We start from the raw sequence: 17,351 nt of genomic DNA, 5'->3' as shown, positions 1-17,351 counted from the left end.
CATGTCCGCAGGCATCTGGCACAACTGGCAAACCGGCGTGACCAGCAAACGCTCACTCATCGCCTACGACCACTAACACCAACTTCACGGAATCAATCATCTAGACGATGGCGCCCGCGGCCTTGAGCCGTTCGAGGCCGTCGGCGTCCACCCCGAGTTCCGTGAGGACTTCGGCGGTGTCGCCGCCCTTGGGCCGCGGCGGTTCCGGCGTGTCGGCCGGCGTGCGGTCGAACCTCGGCGCGGGTGCGGGCTGCTTCATGCCACCGACGTCGACGAACGTGCCGCGCGCGACGTTGTGCGGATGCGACGGCGCCTCCCCCGGCGCGAGCACCGGCGTCAGGCACGCGTCGGTGCCCTCGGCCTTCGCGACCAGCTCGTCACGGGTGTGCTTCACGACGGCCTCGGCGACGATCTCGCGCAGCTTCGGCCACTCGTTCTTGTCGACGTGGACCGGGATCTGTTCGGGATCGAGGCCGAGCACCTTCACCAAGTCGCCCCAGAACCGCATCTCGATCGCGCCGATGGCGACGTACTTGCCGTCGGCGGTCTCATAGGTGTCGTAGAACGGCGCGCCGCCGTCGAGCATGTTCTCGCCGCGCCCGCCCGGCCACAGGCCGGAGTCCAGCAGCCCGTGCAGGCTGGTGGTCAGCAGCGCCGCGCCGTCCACCATGGACGCGTCGACCACCTGTCCCCGGCCGGACGACTGGCGTTCGAACAGTGCCGCCAGCACCCCCATCGCGAGCAGGAGGCCACCGCCGCCGAAGTCGCCGACGAGGTTGAGCGGCACCACCGGCCGCTGCCCGGCGTGCCCGATGGGTTCGAGCGCGCCGGAGATGCCGAGATAGTTGATGTCGTGCCCGGCGACGGTCGCCAGCGGACCGTCCTGGCCGTAGCCGGTCATCCGGCCGTAGACCAGCCGCGGGTTGCGGGCATGGACCTGCTCCGGCCCGATCCCCATCCGCTCCGCGACGCCCGGACGGAAACCCTCGATGAGTACGTCGGCGTCGTCGGCGAGTTTCAGCACCAGTTCGACCCCCTCAGGGGTCTTGGTGTTGATCCCGATCGACCGCCTGCCCCTGGCGAGCGGATCGTTCGGGAAGCCGATGACGTCGTTGCCCGGTGTCGCCCGGTCGATCCGGACGACCTCCGCGCCGAGATCGGCGAGGATCGTGCAGGCGAACGGCGCCGGGGCGAGCCCGGCCAGTTCGACGACCTTGAGCCCGCTCAGCGGACCGGCCTTCTTCGCCACGTCTTTCCTTTCTGCGCCAACGGTTTCTCAGAGCGTTCGGGAGATGATTTCCTTCATGATCTCGCTGGTGCCGCCGAAGATCCGGGAGATCCGGATGTCGGCCCACGCGCGGGCGATCGGGTACTCGGACATGTAGCCGTAGCCGCCGAAGAGCTGCAGGCAGTCGTCGACGACCTTGTTGACCCGTTCGGTGGTCCACAGCTTCGCCATCGCCGCGCCCTGCACGTCGAGTTCCTTGCGCAGATGCCGTTCGATGCACTGGTCGAGGTACGCGCGCGACACCGCGGCTTCGGTGGCGGCCTCGGCGAGTTTGAACTTCGTGTTCTGGAAGTTGTAGATCGGACGGCCGAACGCCTGGCGGTCCTTGGTGTAGGCGATGGTCTGGTCGATCGCGGCCTCCATCCCGGCGACCGCGGTGACGGCGATGATCAGCCGTTCCTGCGGCAGCTGCTGCATGAGCTGGATGAAGCCGAGGCCTTCCTGGTCACCGAGGAGGTTGGCGACGGGCACCCGGACGTCGTCGAAGTTCAGCTCCGCGGTGTCCTGGCCCTTGAGCCCGATCTTGTCGAGGACGCGGCCGCGGCTGAAGCCCGGGGTGTCGGTCTCGACGGCGATCAGGGAGACCCCTTGCGCGCCCGCGTCCGGGTCGGTCTTCACCGCCACGACGACGAGATCGGCGTGGAAACCGTTGGTGATGAACGTCTTCGCGCCGTTGATCACGTAGTGGTCGCCGTCGCGTACCGCGCGGGTCTTGATGCTCTGCAGATCCGAACCCGTCCCGGGCTCGGTCATCGCGACGGCGCCGACCATCTCGCAGGAGGCGAACTTCGGCAGCCACTCCCGCTTCTTCTCCTCGTTGGCGTATTCCAGCAGGTAGTGCGCCACGATTCCATTGTGGACGGTGACGCCCCACGCGCTGTCGCCGGAACGGGCCTGCTCTTCGTAGAGCACGGCCTCGTGGGCGAACGTGCCGCCGCCACCGCCGTACTCCTCCGGGATGGACAGTGCCAGCAGGCCGACCTCGCCCGCCTTCGTCCACAGCTCGCGGTCGACCTTCTTCTCCGCCGCCCAGCGCTCCTGGTTCGGGGCGAGTTCCTTCTGGCAGAAGGTCCGGGCGAGGTCCCGGAGGTCTTCGAGCTCCGTCGTGCTCCACGAACTCTTCTGGATCTGCAAGGGCACGGCCAACGCCTCCTGATCGGACCTGGAAAACATGACGCTTAGGATGTAAGTTCCAAGCGGAATGTACATCCGTACCGAGCTGCACGTAAAGGGGGTCAGGTCCGGTGAGCGTGATCGGCAGGACCCACCGCACCCAGGCCGAGCGGCGCGAGCAGACCCGCACCGCCCTGCTCGACGCGACCATCGACTGCCTGGTCGACCTCGGCTACGCGCGCACCTCGGTCCAGGAGATCTGCGCCCGCGCCGGGGTCTCGAAGGGCGCCGTGCAACATCACTTCTCCGCGAAGGCCGAACTCATGGCCGCCGCCGTCGAGCATCTGACGGAGAAGCTGCGAGGACGGCTCGCGACGTCGATCTCGGCACTCCCCGGCGGCGCTTCGGGGGTCGCGGCGGCGATCGACCTGCTGTGGGAGGGCTACTCGGGCACGCTGTCCACGGCCGCCACGGAGCTGTGGGTCGCGGCGCGGACCGACCCCGAACTGCGTGAGGCGATCCGCCCGGTCGACAAGGCCTTGGGCCGCTCGACGCTGGAACACATCACCGCGGTCGCCGGGGACCTGCCGAAGGAACGCGCGGAGATCCTGTTCTGGCTGACCGTGAACCTCACCCGCGGGCTGGCGCTGGACGCCGAACTCGGTGGCGATCCGAAGCGACGGCGGCAATTGCTCGACGAATGGAAGCGCGTCGCGGTGATGTTGTACGAGAACGCCGCCCCGTAGGCTTTCGGGCCATGGGGAGATCGATGGCGTTCGCCGTACTGACCACGGCCGTTCTCGCACTGACGGGCTGCACGGCCACGCCGCCACCCGCTCCGGCACCTCCGCCTTCGGGACCCTTGACACTGAGCGAAGCGCTCGGCGATCCCACGACCGTGGACTTCTGCGGCCTGCTGGACTTCCCCGAAATCGAGAAGACCCAGCGGCTGGAATCCACGCCGACGCCCAGCATGGGCGCCTGCTCGTTCCAGGCCGGGAACGCCCTGATCAGTTTCGGCTTCCCGGAAGACCGGGCGAAAGAACGTCTCGCCGCCGCCACCCCGGTCGGCGAACCGGCACTCCCCCGCGGCTTGCGCCTGGTCCGCGCGGACCTCCAAGGCCAGCCGGTGCTCCATCTGCTCTTCGCCGACGACTCCTCGTTGCGCGTCGGCACGTTCTTCGGATCCCGTGAAGCAACCGGATCCCCGGCGCTCGACGTGGCGACGAAAACCGCGGAAAGCGCCGCCCGCGCTCTCGCGGCGGGCAAACAGGCGAACCATCTCGACTACCTCGGAAAATCACTGGCACGCCTCGACGCCTGCTCCGCTTTGTGGTCCGACGCCGAGGTGTCCGCCCGGCTGGGCACCGCGGTCTCCGGGAAGGGTGATCTGTCCCGGCACCAATGCCTGTGGAGCGAACCGAACGGGGAACGGCTCGTCCGGCTGGAGTTCGGCCTCGGCCCGCGTCCGAAGGCCTCGGCCGCGGTCGCCGAAGAAACGCTGGCCGGGCGCAAATCCTTCGTGCAAGAGGTCTCCGGCGGTTGCACGGTGCTCACCGGCCACATCGGCGGCCCGGGCGCCCTCGCGGACAAGGTCGAGCACGCCGTTCTCGCCGTGCAGGCACCGGACGCGTGCGGCATCGCCAGGGAGCTGGCCGCGGTCGCCTGGCCGAAACTTCCGGCTTAGGCGCAGCCGATTCGCGGAACACCGCGTAGCACGCGAGAAAGGCCTTGACCAGAGCACAGGTGACACTTATCTCGACGGCCGATCCGTGGTGGAATTCCTTGCTGGACAACAAAACCGGCGGAGGAGCCGACCATGAGCGCGCCGCAGCAGCAGCCGTACCAACCCACTGGCCCGTTCGGCGCAATGCAGCCCGTCCAAACTCCCGTCGTGGCCTCACGACCGCCGTCGGACGCGCGGCTCCCCCGGTTGTTCGCCGCGATGATGGGGGTTTTCGCCGGACTGCTGGTACTCGTCGCGACCTTTCTTCCGCAGTCGACCTATGAGCAGGTCTCCGACGGCAAGCCGGTGTCGAAGTTCGCCGAGACCGGCTGGACGCGGAGCTTCGACATCGCACCGTCGGCGGAGGAGAAGGAGTTCTACGACAAGACCCATGTCGCCCGCTACGGCATCCCGCTGTCCGCCGCCGCGCTGACGTTGTTCGCCGGGGCCGCGGTGGGTTTCGCCTCGTACCGGCGGAGTTCGGGTTCGCCCGCCGCGACGACGTCGAGGACGCTGCTGGTCGCCGGCGGGGCGGGGACCGCGATCGGCGTCTGGATGCTCGGCATGGACATCGCGGCGAGCCTGAGCTTCGGGCAGGACACCGGCCGGTTCGTCTCGCGCTACGGGACGGGGAGCGGATTCTGGATCCTGCTCGCGGGCGGGCTCGTGGCGTTGCTCACCATCGGGCTGGCGATCGTGGCCAACCGGCGTGAACCGGCGGCGCCCCAGCAGGCCCCTTACCCGGTCGCCTACACCCCTTACCCGCCCGCGGCCCCTCAGCAGCACTTTCCGCAGCAACCGCAGGCCTACGAACCGCCGTCACCGCCGACTCCGCCCGCGGGGTCGGCGTTGCAGCAGCAGGACATCCTGCGCCCGTCCCCCGACAATCCGCCCCAGCACGGCAATATGTGAAACTTATTCACGTCGTCGGTGGACAGTCTCCATACCGGCAGTATGCTGTACTCGTCGGTAACACCTGGGCTCTGCGTGGCGCTCCCGGCTCCACGCGGCATGGAACGGAGACGGCATGACGAGCACGACACCGGCGAGCGCGGGCCAGCACACCGGAGGACCGGCCACCATCGGCGGCCTCCCCGGCGCTCCGGCCGTGGCCAGGGCGGAACGGCTCGTGCGGCGGGTCGTGGGCGGGGCGGACTCGGCGCCGGTCCAGATGCGCGCCCCGTTCACCGGACAGCCGATCGCGACCCTCCCCCAGGCCACCGACGCCGACGTCCGTGCCGTGTTCGACCAGGCGCGGGAAGCACAGCGCTCGTGGGCCGAACGCCCGGTCGAAGACCGCCAGCGCATCCTGATCCGCCTGCACGACCTGGTCCTGAAGCGCCAGGAAGAGGCACTCGACCTCGTGCAGATCGAGGCGGGCAAAGCCCGGATGGACGCCTTCGACGAGGTCAGCGCCACCGCGCTCGTGGCCGCCTACTACGGCAAGCACAGCGCGAAGATCCTTTCGCCGCGTCGCGCCGCCGGGCTGATCCCGGTGCTGACGAAGGTCGGCGAACTCCGGCACCCCAAGGGCGTCGTCGGGATCATCTCGCCGTGGAACTACCCGCTCGCGCTGACCGCGATGGACGTCCTGCCCGCGCTCGCGGCGGGCAACGCCGTCGTGCAGAAGCCGGACAACCAGACCGCGCTTTCGGCGCTGTGGCTGCAGGAACTCGCCGAGGAGGCCGGGCTGCCCGCCGGTGTCTGGCAGATCGTGCTCGGCCGGGGTTCGCGAATCGGCGACGCACTGGTCGAGGAGTCGGACTATCTGTGCTTCACCGGATCCACGCCCACGGGCAAGGGCCTCGCCGCGAGGGTGGCGGAGCGGCTGACGAGCTACTCGCTGGAACTCGGCGGCAAGAACCCGATGATCGTCCTGCCCGACGCCGACGTCGCCAAGACCGCGACGGGCGCTGTCACCGCGTGCTTCTCCTCCGCGGGCCAGCTGTGCGTTTCGGTCGAACGGATCTACGTCCACGAGTCGATCCGCGAAGAGTTCACGCGGGCCTTCGTCGCCAAGACGGCCGCGCTGCGGCTCGGGGGCGCGCTGGACTACCAGGCGCAGATGGGCTCCCTGACCTCGGAAGACCAGCTGGCGACGGTGTCGGCGCACGTCGAGGACGCCCGGTCCAAGGGCGCGAAGGTGCTCACCGGCGGCAAGGCCCGGCCCGACCTCGGCCCGCTGTTCTACGAGCCGACCGTGCTCACCGACGTCACCGAGGACGTCAAGCTGTTCGCCGAGGAGACCTTCGGGCCGGTCGTGTCGATCTACGGTTATACCGACGTCACCGAGGCGATCGAGCGCGCGAACGACACGAAGTTCGGGCTGAACGCGAGCGTGTGGTCGCGCAACGGCCGGGCGGGCTGGGAGGTCGCGGCGCGGCTGAAGGCGGGAACCGTCAACGTCAACGAGGGCTTCGCGGCGACTTTCGGGACCGTGGGGCTGCCGATGGGCGGCATGAAGGAGTCCGGTGTCGGGCGCCGCAACGGTGCCGAAGGCCTGCTCAAGTACACCGAAGCCCAGGCGATCGCGGTGCAGCGCGGGATGCCGCTGCGCCCGGGGCGGGCCATCCCGCCGAAGCTGTGGGCGCGGAGCCTGAGCTTGAGCCTCAAGGCGCTTCGCCGCCTTCCGCGCCGCTGACCCGCGCTTTCCGTATGTCAGGAAAGGGTCGTTCAGGACGTTTTCTGTCCTGAACGACCCTTTCCTGACATTGGGGGAGGCTTCCGCGGCTAGGAAGAAGAGGTGGGCGCGGCCAGCAGGCCCCGGTCGTAGGCGATCGCGACGGCCTCGGCCCGGCGGCTCGCGCCGAGTTTCGCCATCACCCGCGAGAGATGGACGCTCACCGTCTTCTCGCTGATGTACAGCTCCTCGCCGACCTGCCGGTTGGTCCGGCCGAGCGCGACGCGCTCCAGCACGTCCCGTTCGCGGTCGGTGAGCGGGTCGACGACGTCGCGACGCGGAGCCGCGGGCGCCCCGGGAAGCTCGACACGCGCCCGGTGGCTGAGTTCCTGAACGGCTTCGCGCAGCGGGCACGCGCCCAGCCGATCGGCCACCGCGTGCGCGGCCAGCAGCTCCGACGTGGCGAGCGCGGTGTCACCGTCGGAAGCCAGCAGGGACTTCGCGTGCTGCAGGCGACACATGGCCTGCTCGTACACCGCGCCGTACCCGAACGCCTCGACGGCCCTCGCCCATAACGCCGGGTCGCCCGCGCCGCCCAGACAGCTGCCGAGCGCCTCCAGCCGGGCGAGCCAAGCCAGCGCCTCCGGACCCAGTGACACCGAACGCGGGATGCCGAGTTCGGCGCAGCGGCGCCCGTGGGCGAGCAGCTTCTCCCCCGCTTCCACGGCGGCCTCGACCGTCGCCAGATCCCCGCGCACCCGGGCCCCGGCCGCTTGCGCGACGGCGGCCGCGAGGCCGTGCACGCTGATCCGGATCCCGCCGAGCACCGCGGGCTCGACCTCTTCGAGCCAGTCGATCAGCTCGCGCGCCTGCCGGACCGCGCCCGCGTGGTCTCCCCGCCAGGACGCGAGCTGGATGGCGGCGTCCCCCGACGCGAGCGCGATCGAGTAATCCGCGCTCCAGTGCCGATGCAGGCTGGGCAGGATCTTGTCGGCGTCGGCGAATCGGCCCCGCGCGACGACGAACTGCGCCCAGATCCCCAGGAAACGCCCGGCGACGACGCTCGAGACACCTCGGGCGGCCCGGCCGGCGTCGTCGTCTTCCGGCCAGTCCCCGCTGACGTACCGCAGCATGAGGTGCTTGGTCCGCAGCTCGACCCCGAACGAACTCCAGGTCAGCCCGGTCTCCTTGGCGCGCGCGATGCCCTTGGCGTAGTACTTCAGCGCGGAATGGATCTCGGCCCTGTCGTCGTAGCTCAGCCCGAGGAAGTGCAGCGCCCGCAGTTCACCGTTGAGCGCGCCGGAATCCCTGGCCTTCCGCTCGGCCTGACGCAGCCGCTCCCGCGCCTGCTCGATGTCGCCCGCCGAATCGGCCAGCGTCCCGAGCGAGACCAGCGCCGCCGCCTCCGCCCCGCCCGCGCCGACGGCCTTGGCGTCGGCGACCGCGGCCAGCGCGCACTGCAGCGCCTCGTCGTGCCTGTCGGTCAGCCGCAGGATCCCCGCCCTGGTGGCGAGCACCCAGGCCCGCGCGGAACTCGCCTCGGTGTGTTCGACCAGTTCCCAGGCCTTGTCGATCGCCTCGACGACCTCGTCCAGCGTGCCGTCGACCGAAAGCAGCGCCTCCGCGTGCCGTCGCCAGACCTTGGCGGACCGCTCGCCGCCGGTGTCCGGGCCGAGTGCCTCCGTCGCGGACCGCGAATAGGCGACCGCCCGCTCCGGCTCCCCCGACGTGCTCGCGAAATACGACGCCTCGTGCAGGAGCCGGAGCTCGTCGACGTCCGACGGCCGGTCCGGCGCCGGCACGGCGTCCCAGATGGACAGTGCCTGCTCGACGTGCCGCAGCGCTGTCCCGGGCGCGCCCAGCTTCTCCGCCTCGTCCATCGCGCGCAGCAACGCGGCCAGCGCGGTGACGAAGTCCTTGCTTTCCAGGCTGTGGTGGGCGAGCCGCGCGTCCTGGCCCCGGCCCTGCGTCCGGGTGCGGATCCGCGTCGCGTACGCCGCGTGCATGCGCACCCGCTCCCCCGGCAGCAGATCGCCGTAGACCGCTTCCTGCAGCAGCGCGTGGCGGAAGGTGTAAAAACCGTTCTCGATCACCAGCACGTGGTGCTGCACCGCTTCGCGCAGTGCCTCGTCGAGTGCGAACTCGTCCAGCCCGGAGATCTCGGCGAGGGCGGCGTGCGCCACCGAGTCCCTGGCGACCGCGACCACGCGCAACACCCGGCGCGTGACCGGCGAAAGCTGTTCCACCCTGGCCAGAAGCACATCGGCCAGCCCGGAGGGGAGATCGCGGCAGTCCTTCGCGGACGCGAGCAGCTCCTCGACGAAGAACGGATTGCCCTCGGACCGGGAGACGATGTCGGCGATCATGTCCTGGCTGATCGGCTCGTCGGCCAAGGCCTCGACGAAAGCGCGCGAGTCTTCGGCGCCGAACGGTTTGACCTCGACACGTTCGACAGCGCCCAGCCGCACGACCTCGGAGAGCAGTGCCCGCAGCGGATGCCGCCGGTGGACGTCCTCCTCGCGATAGCTCGCCACCACCAGCAACCGCTGGTTGCGCAGCCTCGTCAGCAGGAAGGACAGCAGGTTCCGGGTGGAGCCGTCGGCCCAGTGCAGGTCCTCCAGCAGGATCACCACCGGCCGGCGCTGCGCGATGACGGTCAGCACCCCCAGTACCGCGTCGAACAGCTGGAGCTGGCCGAGGTCCTGTTCGGGCCCGAGCCGTTGCGTCGACACCTGTTCGCTCGCGGTGAGCTGACCGTCTTCGATGGCGGGGTACTCCTCCGCCTGCTGCATCTGCGGGAGCAACCTGCCCAGCGCCGGCCGGGCCCGGACCGCGGCGGTGACCGCGGGATCGGACGTCGTCGCCAACGGCGCCAGGGCCTCGGCGAACGGAAGATAAGGAAGACCGCCCTCATGGACGTCGATACAGCGCCCGGTCAGGACCAGGGCACCGGCGCCCGCGGTGAACTCACCGAGCGCGGTCAGGAGACGGGTCTTGCCGACACCGGCATCACCGGAGAGCAGCACCGCGCCGGCTTCGGCCCGTTCTGCACGGGCGAAGGCGGCGCGGAGTTGCCGCATCTCCTGAGTGCGGGCGACGATCGGGATTCCGGAGCCAAGACGGGGCACGAGGTGCATTCTTGCCTACCGGACCGACAACTTCGCCTGTGTTTTCGCCGAGAGCTTCATCGCACTCGACCTCTACCGGGTGATCTCGCCGCTGCGGGCGGGCACCTGTCCGGCCTCGCGGCGCTGCTGGGCGGGCACCTGGACCTCGGCGCGGCGCGCCCGGATCCGCTTGCTCGCCTGGCGGGCCCTGTCGACCCACACGCTGCGGCCCGCTCGCTGGAGCTCTTCCCTGCGGTACTCGACCTCGGCCAGTACCCCGGTGAGCAGAGCGTCGTTCATGTTCATCACTGTTTCCCCTTAGGAACTCACTGCCTTGTTGGTAGTGATGAGATTCGTCCTGAGGGGTGCCCTGCGGCATCGGGTGATCACCTACACCCGGACGTGATTCGACCCCTTACGCCGGCCCATCCCCTGCTCGGGGGGCGTAAGGGGTCGAGTTTCCTGGTCTAGCCGAGGGCCGGGCCGCCCGGGCGCACGGCGCCGAGCAGCCCGTGCCAAGCGTGCGGCGAGAGGCGGAAAGCACCTCCCTCAGGGTCCTTGGAGTCCCTCAGGGCGGCACCGGAACCGGTGAAGGCGACCTCGACGCAGTCGTTGCCGCCACCGCTGTGGCTGCTCTTGAACCACCGGGCCTGGGAAAGATCATCGTTGGGCGTCATGCTCCCCACTCCTTACTCGTTTCCGGGGACTTCGAGCGCTCCGAAGACGCCTGAGTCCCGTTACTGCGGTTTCTCCGGCAGGGCCGCCTGTTCGGCGAACCTTCCGGCGGCCTCGGCGATCACCGCGACCGAGTCGTCCGGCTTCAACGCGGCGGCACGAAGATGGTCGAACATCAACGCGTATCGCCGGACGTCCGGGGGTTCCTCCAGGTAGAGCCCGTTGGAGGTGCTGTCGACGTAGACCACGTCGGTGTCGGCCAGTTCGGGGAAGCCCATGATGAGGAACGGACCCTCCATCCCGGGATGGGCGCCCGCGCCGAAGGGCACGATCTGGACGGTCACGTTCGCCCTCGCGGCCATCGTGACCATCCGGTAGAGCTGCTCCGCCATCACCTCGGCCCCGTCGACCGTGCGGTGCAGGACCGCTTCGTCCATCACGGCCCAGTACTCCGGGGGCGACGGATCGGTCAGCAGCTCCTGCCGCGCCATCCGCGCCGCCACCCTGCGCCTGACCTCGGCGTCTTCGGCGTCGGGCCGCATCGCCCTGATCACGGCCTTGGCGTAGCGCTCGGTCTGCAACAGGCCCGGCACCAGCAGCGCCTGGAACGCCCGCAGGGAACTCGCGTCCGCCTCCAGGCCGACGAAAGTGCCGGTGAACACCTCGTTATACGCGTGCCACCAGCCGCGTTTGCGGGCTTCCCTGGCCAGCTGGACGAGCGCTTCCTGCTCGTCGCCCGTGATGCCGTACAGCTCGAGCATGTCGCGCGCGTCGCGCGGGGTGACCCCGACGTGCCCCGTCTCGATGCGGCTGACCTTCGACGCCGAGCATTCGAGCTTCTCGCTCACCTCGTCGATGGTGAGGTCCGCCGCCTCGCGCAGGCGCCTCAATTCGCTCGCCAGCCGACGGCGGCGCACGGTGGGTCCCTGACCCCTCGTCATCACGGCACCTCCACAGAGCTTTCCGAGCAACACCGATCACGACGCGGCGAGGAGAACAGTGTTCAGTAACCCCGCTCGAAGCACATCTAACCAGTCCGAGACACATTCGGTGAGATGGTCACACGACCATTTTCCGGCACGCCCGGATTTTCATCCTGCAATTTGCAGATTGCCGTTGTAGGTTGAGCATTGTGCAACGCGGTACGCCCGCCTTCATCGGCGGTGGCGGATCCGCTCGCGGCACGGGCGCGGGGCCGCGAGCTGCACCGATGGGCTTCCGCAAGGATACCCGTCGAAGCCGGATTCACCCCCGGTGCAGGGCCGGAGCCGTCCCCCGATCGGTTCCGGCCCTCCCTTTATCCCCAGCCATTCCGTAATGCTCTGATCCCAGATGTTATTGCGTTTCGCCATTCCCTCTAAAGAGTGGGCGAGACGCTTCTCGGATGCGGAACGTCACCGTTCACACCACCCGAAGAAGGCCTTCTTGCACGACGGTGGCGATGTGCGTTCCATCCGCGGCGAAGAACCGGCCGGTGGCCAGACCGCGGGCGCCCGACGCCGTCGGCGACGCGCTGTCGTAGAGGAACCACTCGTCGGCCCGGAACGGGCGGTGGAACCAGAGCGCGTGGTCGAGGCTCGCGCCGATCACCTTGTCGAGATCCCAGTAGACGCCGTGGCGCGCGAGGACAGAGTCCAGGAGCGTCATGTCGGAGGCGTAGGTCAGGACGCAGACGTGCAGCAGCTGCTGGTCCGGGAGCTTGCCGTCGGCCCGCATCCAGACCTGGTTGCGAGCGGGGAGCTCGCCGGACTTCCGGGTCACCCACGGCGGATCGTTGACGTACCGCAGGTCGATCGGGCGCGGCCGGTCGTGATGACCGATGAAGTAGCCCTCGGCCCGCTCCTGCAGCGTCGGGAGCGACTCGGGATCCGGGACGTCCGGCATGCCCTCGGAGTGCTCGATGCCGCCTTCGTCCTTCTGGAACGACGCGGACAGCGAGAAGATCGCCTTGCCGTGCTGGATGCCCACGACGCGGCGGGTGGTGAACGAGCGGCCGTCGCGGATGCGATCGACCTCGTAGACGATCGGGACGCTCGGGTCGCCGCCGCGGATGAAGTACGCGTGCAGCGAGTGGACCCTCCGCTCCTTGGGCACGGTGCGGCCGGCGGCGACCAGCGCCTGCCCCGCGACCTGCCCGCCGAACACCCGCACCGGCGAATGGGCCGGCGAGACACCGCGGAAGATGTTCTCCTCGATCTTCTCCAAGTCCAGCAGCGCGACCAGCCTGTCGAGCACCGGCTGACCGCCCACTCCCCCGGCGTTGTCGAAACCGGCCGCGGCTTCCCTGGCCATCTCAGTCATGCCCTGAACTTTAGGCCGTAAGGGTGCCGGGAGCCTGCGCGAGGCGGGGCGTTTGTCGCGAAGGCCACCTTCGGGACGTCTCGCGCGCTATGAAAGAGCCTTTCCTTGCAAATTTCGCAAGGAAAGGCTCTTTCATAGCGGTCGCGGGACCGGTGAGAGACAGCGTCAGGCGTGGTCGTCCTCGCCGAGGCGGTGCACCCGGATGAGGTTGGTCGAGCCGACGGTCCCGGGCGGGGAGCCGGCGACGATGACCACCAGGTCACCCTTGGCGTACTTGCCCATTTCGAGCATCGCGTGGTCGACCTGCTGGATCATCTGGTCGGTCGAGCCCACCTTCGGCACGATCCGCGTCGTGGTGCCCCAGGTCATCGCGAGCTGGCTGCGGACGCTCTCCTCCGGCGTGAAGGCCAGCAGCGGCAGCCGCGTGTGCAGCCGCGCGAGCCGCCGGACGGTGTCACCGGACTGGGTGAAGGCGACCAGCGCCTTGGCGTTCAGCCGCTCGCCGATGTCACGGGCCGCGTAGGAGATCACGCCGCGCTTGGTGCGCGGGACGTGCGACAGCGGCGGCACGACCGGGGAGTCGGTCTCGACGGCTTCGATGATCCGGCCCATGGTCTCGACGACTTCGATGGCGTAGCGGCCGACGCTGGTCTCGCCCGAGAGCATGAGGGCGTCCGCGCCGTCGAGCACCGCGTTGGCGACGTCCGAGGCCTCCGCGCGCGTCGGGCGGGAGCTGTTGATCATCGACTCGAGCATCTGCGTCGCGACGATGACCGGCTTCGCGTTCTCGCGGGCGATCTGGATGGTGCGCTTCTGCACCAGCGGGACCTGCTCCAGCGGGAGTTCGACACCCAGGTCGCCGCGGGCGATCATCACCGCGTCGAAGGCCAGCACGATGGCTTCGAGGTTGTAGACCGCTTCGGGCTTCTCGATCTTCGCGACCACCGGGAGGCGGCCCTTGCCCACGCGGTCCATCACCTGGTGGACCAGGTCGATGTCGGCGGGCGAGCGGACGAACGACAGCGCGATGAAGTCCACGCCGAGTTCGAGCGCGAACTCGAGGTCTTCGATGTCCTTTTCGGACATCGCCGGCACGGAGACGTCCATACCCGGCAGGGAAACACCCTTGTTGTTGCTGACGGGGCCGCCTTCGGTGACCTCGCAGACGACGTCGGGGCCCTCGACCTGCTTGACCACGAGGCCGACCTTGCCGTCGTCCACGAGGAGACGGTCGCCGGGCTTCGCGTCGTCGGCGAGTCCCTTGTAGGTGGTCGAGACGCGGTCGTGCGTGCCCGCGACGTCCTCGACGGTGATCCGCACGATGTCGCCGTTGTGCCACTCGACCGGACCGCCCGCGAAGGTGCCGAGACGGATCTTCGGCCCCTGAAGGTCGGCGAGGATGCCCACCGCGCGGCCGGATTCGGCGGCGGCGGTGCGAATGAGGTCGTAGACCTGCTTGTGGTCGCTGTGCGTCCCGTGGCTGAAGTTCATCCTCGCGACGTCCATCCCGGCGTCGACGAGTTGCCGCATCTTCTCCGGCGTAGCGGTCGCGGGGCCCAGGGTACAAACGATCTTCGCGCGTCGGCTCACGTTCGCACAGCGTAGTCCCTCATCGGTGTTACGTCTTTACCGATACCGAAAGTTCAAGAAAAGTGTCAGTTGACCTGGGCGACGGCAACCACTGAACCGGGTTCGCCGGTTATCGGCGCGGCTTCTCGCTCGGCCCGACACGATCCCGCGCCCACTCGTTGAACGCGCGGACCTGCCGCCACGCCTTCCGCACCCTCTCGAGCGCGCCGCGTTCGTGCAGGACGTCGTCCGGCTCCCAGCCACGGACCGCGTACACCGAGCGGTACCTCAGCAGGTCGATGCGGGGGTGGTCCTCGGCGAATCCGCGCGGCTTCGACTTGAGCCTGTCCCCGTTGACCTCCCAGCCCGCTTTCTCCAGCTTCGCGAGGAGCTTGGCGAGCTCGGCGCCGCGCAGTTCGGTGTCGACGGCCTTGCGGAAGCGGGCGAGCTGATCGGACTCGAAGTGGAAGCAGCCGCCGCCGACGCGCAACCCGGCCGGGCCGACCTCGACGTAGTACGCGCCGCCGCCGCGGCCCTGCTCGATCACCGCGCCGCAATGGGTCTTGTACGGCGTCTTGTCCTTGGCGAACCGGACGTCGCGGTACGGGCGGAAGACCTTGCCCTCGCCGAAACCGTCGCCGAACTCCGGGACCAGCTCCGCGAGCAGCGCCTCCATCGGTGCCCGGACGTCGGCCTTGTAGGTGGCGAGGTTCGCGTCCCAGTAGGACTTGGAGTTGTCGGCCTCGAGACCGTCGTAGAAGTCGATGGCGTACTCGCCGAAACCCTCGAAACCCATGCGGTGACCGTAATCCCCGGCACCGACAGAAGCGCGTGAAGGCCCCCTTCCCTCGGCTGAGCCGAGGGGAAGGGGGCCTTCACGCGCGCCCGGAAGGGCTTTACTTGGCCAGAGCGGTGATCAGCTCGCCGTCGGCCGTGTCACCGGAGAGCTCCCAGAAGAAGGCGCCGCCGAGACCCTGGTTCTTGGCGTAGGTGACCTTCCCGCCGATGGTCGCCGGCGTGTCGTAGCTCCACCAGTCGCTGCCGCACTTGGCGTAGGCGGTGCCCGCGACGGTGCCCGTGGGCGGGCAGGTGGTCTTCAGGACCTTGTAGTCCTGGATGCCCGGCTCGGTGCCCGCCGCCGGACCGGTCGCGGTGCCGCCCGGGGCCTCCTGGGTGACGCCGGTCCAGCCGCGGCCGTAGAAACCGATGCCCAGCAGCAGCTTGTCCGCCGCGACACCCTTGCTCTTCAGCTTCTGGATCGCCGCGTCGGAGTGGAAACCGGCGGTCGGGATGCCCGCGTAGTCGTTCAGCGGCGAGTGCGGGGCCGTCGGGCCCTGCGCGGCCCAGGCGCCGAAGTAGTCGTAGGTCATGACGTTGTACCAGTCGAAGTACTGCGACGCGCCGCCGTAGTCCGCGGCTTCGATCTTGCCGCCGTCGGTGCCGTCCGCGGTGATCGCGGCGGTGACCAGCTTCGAGCCGAACTTCTCCCGCAGGGCCTGCGCGAGGTTCTTGATCGCGGCCGCACCGCTGGTGTCACAGGAGAGTCCGCAGGCGTTCGGGTACTCCCAGTCGATGTCGATGCCGTCGAAGACCCCGGCCCAGCGCGGGTCGTTGACCAGGTTGTAGCAGGACTCGGCGAACTTGGCGGGGTTCTTCGCCGCCTCGCCGAAGCCGCCGGACCAGGTCCAACCGCCGAAGGACCACAGCACCTTGAGGTTCGGGTGCTTGGCCTTGAGCTTCTTCAGCTGGTTGAAGTTCCCGCGCAGCGCGCCGTTGTCCCAGCTGTCGGCGACGCCGTCGACACTGCCGGCGGCGTCGTAGAACTTGCTGGTCGCCGCTTCGGCGTCACCGAGGGCGCAGCCACCGTTCGTCACGTTGCCGAACGAGTAGTTGATATGGGTCAGCTTGCTCGCCGAACCCGACGTCTCGATGTTCTTCACATGGTAGTTCCGCTGGTAGACGCCCCATTCGGCGAAGTACCCGAGAACCTTGCCGACCGAGGCGTCCTGCGCTTCGGGCTCGGCGGCCGCCTGCTGCGCCGGTGCGGCGACAGCCAGCGCGCCCAGCGCGACGGCCGCGGCACCCACGATCGCGGTGAGCCTGCTCAAACGGGACATGCGTTCTCCCTTCGACGTCACCACCGGTGACGAAAGGACTGCGGCGTGACACGCACAAGTTAAGTGGACTAGACCACTCCGTCAATGGTTCAGACCAAGACTTTCGGATGGACATTTTCGAACATTCCTTGACGGAAATATGCCGCACGAGGCACATTTCCCGGATGATGCAGACTTTCGAGATCCTCGCCGAGCCGCGGCGGAGGACCATCCTCGACCTCCTCCGCGACGGCGAACGGTCGGTCAACGAGCTGGTCGAGGTCCTCGAACTGAGCCAACCGGCCGTATCGAAGCACCTGCGTGTCCTACGCGAGGCGGGTCTGGTCACCGTCCGCGTCGCCGCTCAGCGCCGCTGCTACCGGCTCCGCCCGGAGCCGCTCGCGGAGGTAGACGCCTGGCTCGCGCCGTACCGCCGGTTCTGGGAGGGACGGATCGACGCCCTCGAACAGCACCTGGACGAGCCAGTTGGTGAATAGGTACCGGTTCAGGTCACCGGTTCGAACGTGATGCCGGTGTCGGCGGCGCGCCGCGTCCCCCAGTCGTAGAGCGCTTGGAGTGCGGGGCGTAACCGCTCGCCGTCCTCGGTGAGCCGGTACTCGACGTGCGGCACCCGGCCGTCCAGACTCTCGCGGAGCACGAGGCCGTCCGCCTCCAGTTCGCGCAGGTGCTGGGTCAGCATCTTCTCGCTGACGTCCGGCATCCGGCGCCGCAGTTCGCCGTACCGGTGCACACCTTCCTTGAGATGCGACAGGATCACCGGCTTCCACTTGCCGCCGAGGACGTCGACGGCGAGTTCGACCGCGCAGCGGTACCGCTTCATCACCACTCCCGTTGG

At 68.9% G+C, this 17,351-nt stretch carries 16 protein-coding genes; 5 read left to right on the top strand and 11 right to left on the bottom strand.

The features are described 5' to 3' along the window. Positions 1 to 100: 100 nt before the first annotated feature. On the bottom strand, positions 101 to 1,249 hold the full coding sequence (locus ACFOSH_RS20200; protein ID WP_378240541.1) for a CaiB/BaiF CoA transferase family protein: 1,149 nt from the start codon (positions 1,247 to 1,249) through the stop codon (positions 101 to 103). 27 nt (positions 1,250 to 1,276) lie between these two features. Continuing rightward, positions 1,277 to 2,428 carry an acyl-CoA dehydrogenase family protein gene (locus ACFOSH_RS20195; RefSeq protein ID WP_378240547.1) on the bottom strand — a complete coding sequence of 384 codons (1,152 nt, stop codon included), beginning with the start codon at positions 2,426 to 2,428 and terminating at the stop codon, positions 1,277 to 1,279. Positions 2,429 to 2,532: 104 nt separating this feature from the next. On the opposite strand from ACFOSH_RS20195, the gene ACFOSH_RS20190 reads away from it, so the two are divergent. From ACFOSH_RS20190 to ACFOSH_RS20175, 4 genes are all read left to right on the top strand, one after another. Continuing rightward, positions 2,533 to 3,147: a TetR/AcrR family transcriptional regulator gene (locus ACFOSH_RS20190; RefSeq protein WP_378240540.1), complete on the top strand. Its 615-nt coding sequence runs from the start codon at positions 2,533 to 2,535 to the stop codon at positions 3,145 to 3,147. 11 nt (positions 3,148 to 3,158) lie between these two features. Continuing rightward, positions 3,159 to 4,088 (top strand): hypothetical protein, encoded by a 930-nt coding sequence (locus tag ACFOSH_RS20185; RefSeq protein ID WP_378240539.1) that lies wholly within the window; start codon positions 3,159 to 3,161, stop codon positions 4,086 to 4,088. A 132-nt stretch (positions 4,089 to 4,220) separates the two neighbouring features. Beyond that, on the top strand, positions 4,221 to 5,039 hold the full coding sequence (locus tag ACFOSH_RS20180) for a hypothetical protein (RefSeq protein WP_378240538.1): 819 nt from the start codon (positions 4,221 to 4,223) through the stop codon (positions 5,037 to 5,039). A gap of 115 nt (positions 5,040 to 5,154) precedes the next feature. Beyond that, a complete protein-coding gene (locus ACFOSH_RS20175; protein ID WP_378240537.1) occupies positions 5,155 to 6,768 on the top strand; it encodes a succinic semialdehyde dehydrogenase in 1,614 nt (537 codons plus the stop codon). 89 nt (positions 6,769 to 6,857) lie between these two features. Here the strand turns inward: ACFOSH_RS20175 and ACFOSH_RS20170 are convergent, their stop codons facing one another. The 8 genes from ACFOSH_RS20170 to ACFOSH_RS20135 all read right to left on the bottom strand — a co-directional run bounded on the left by ACFOSH_RS20170 (position 6,858) and on the right by ACFOSH_RS20135 (position 16,516). Next, complete coding sequence (locus ACFOSH_RS20170; protein ID WP_378240536.1) at positions 6,858 to 9,884, bottom strand: helix-turn-helix transcriptional regulator; 3,027 nt, start codon at positions 9,882 to 9,884, stop codon at positions 6,858 to 6,860. 63 nt (positions 9,885 to 9,947) lie between these two features. After that, entirely contained in the window at positions 9,948 to 10,154 is a 207-nt protein-coding gene (locus tag ACFOSH_RS20165) for a hypothetical protein (protein ID WP_378240535.1), read from the bottom strand. Positions 10,155 to 10,321: 167 nt separating this feature from the next. Then, a complete protein-coding gene (locus ACFOSH_RS20160) occupies positions 10,322 to 10,531 on the bottom strand; it encodes a DUF397 domain-containing protein (RefSeq protein WP_378240534.1) in 210 nt (69 codons plus the stop codon). 60 nt (positions 10,532 to 10,591) lie between these two features. Continuing rightward, positions 10,592 to 11,470 (bottom strand): helix-turn-helix domain-containing protein, encoded by an 879-nt coding sequence (locus tag ACFOSH_RS20155; RefSeq protein ID WP_378240533.1) that lies wholly within the window; start codon positions 11,468 to 11,470, stop codon positions 10,592 to 10,594. 460 nt (positions 11,471 to 11,930) lie between these two features. Next, positions 11,931 to 12,830, bottom strand: coding sequence for an acyl-CoA thioesterase (locus ACFOSH_RS20150; RefSeq protein ID WP_378240532.1), 900 nt, complete (start codon positions 12,828 to 12,830; stop codon positions 11,931 to 11,933). Between the two features lie 165 nt (positions 12,831 to 12,995). Next, entirely contained in the window at positions 12,996 to 14,420 is a 1,425-nt protein-coding gene (gene pyk / locus ACFOSH_RS20145; protein WP_378240531.1) for a pyruvate kinase, read from the bottom strand. Between the two features lie 109 nt (positions 14,421 to 14,529). Next, entirely contained in the window at positions 14,530 to 15,195 is a 666-nt protein-coding gene (locus ACFOSH_RS20140) for a DUF2461 domain-containing protein (RefSeq protein WP_378240529.1), read from the bottom strand. A 100-nt stretch (positions 15,196 to 15,295) separates the two neighbouring features. Continuing rightward, the gene (locus ACFOSH_RS20135; protein ID WP_378240528.1) at positions 15,296 to 16,516 is read right to left on the bottom strand and encodes a glycoside hydrolase family 18 protein; all 1,221 of its coding nucleotides are present in this window, start codon (positions 16,514 to 16,516) and stop codon (positions 15,296 to 15,298) included. A gap of 164 nt (positions 16,517 to 16,680) precedes the next feature. Between ACFOSH_RS20135 and ACFOSH_RS20130 the strand changes: the two genes are divergently transcribed. Continuing rightward, complete coding sequence (locus tag ACFOSH_RS20130; protein ID WP_378240526.1) at positions 16,681 to 16,992, top strand: ArsR/SmtB family transcription factor; 312 nt, start codon at positions 16,681 to 16,683, stop codon at positions 16,990 to 16,992. Positions 16,993 to 17,000: 8 nt separating this feature from the next. Here ACFOSH_RS20130 and ACFOSH_RS20125 read toward each other — a convergent pair whose 3' ends face one another. Next, a complete protein-coding gene (locus ACFOSH_RS20125) occupies positions 17,001 to 17,336 on the bottom strand; it encodes a winged helix-turn-helix transcriptional regulator (RefSeq protein ID WP_378240525.1) in 336 nt (111 codons plus the stop codon). Positions 17,337 to 17,351: the final 15 nt, after the last annotated feature.

This window comes from Amycolatopsis speibonae (genome assembly GCF_042647925.1).
Lineage (GTDB): Bacteria > Actinomycetota > Actinomycetes > Mycobacteriales > Pseudonocardiaceae > Amycolatopsis > Amycolatopsis speibonae.
The sequence above is the reverse complement of the archived record's forward strand: the minus strand, read 5'-3'. Positions and strand labels throughout refer to the sequence as shown.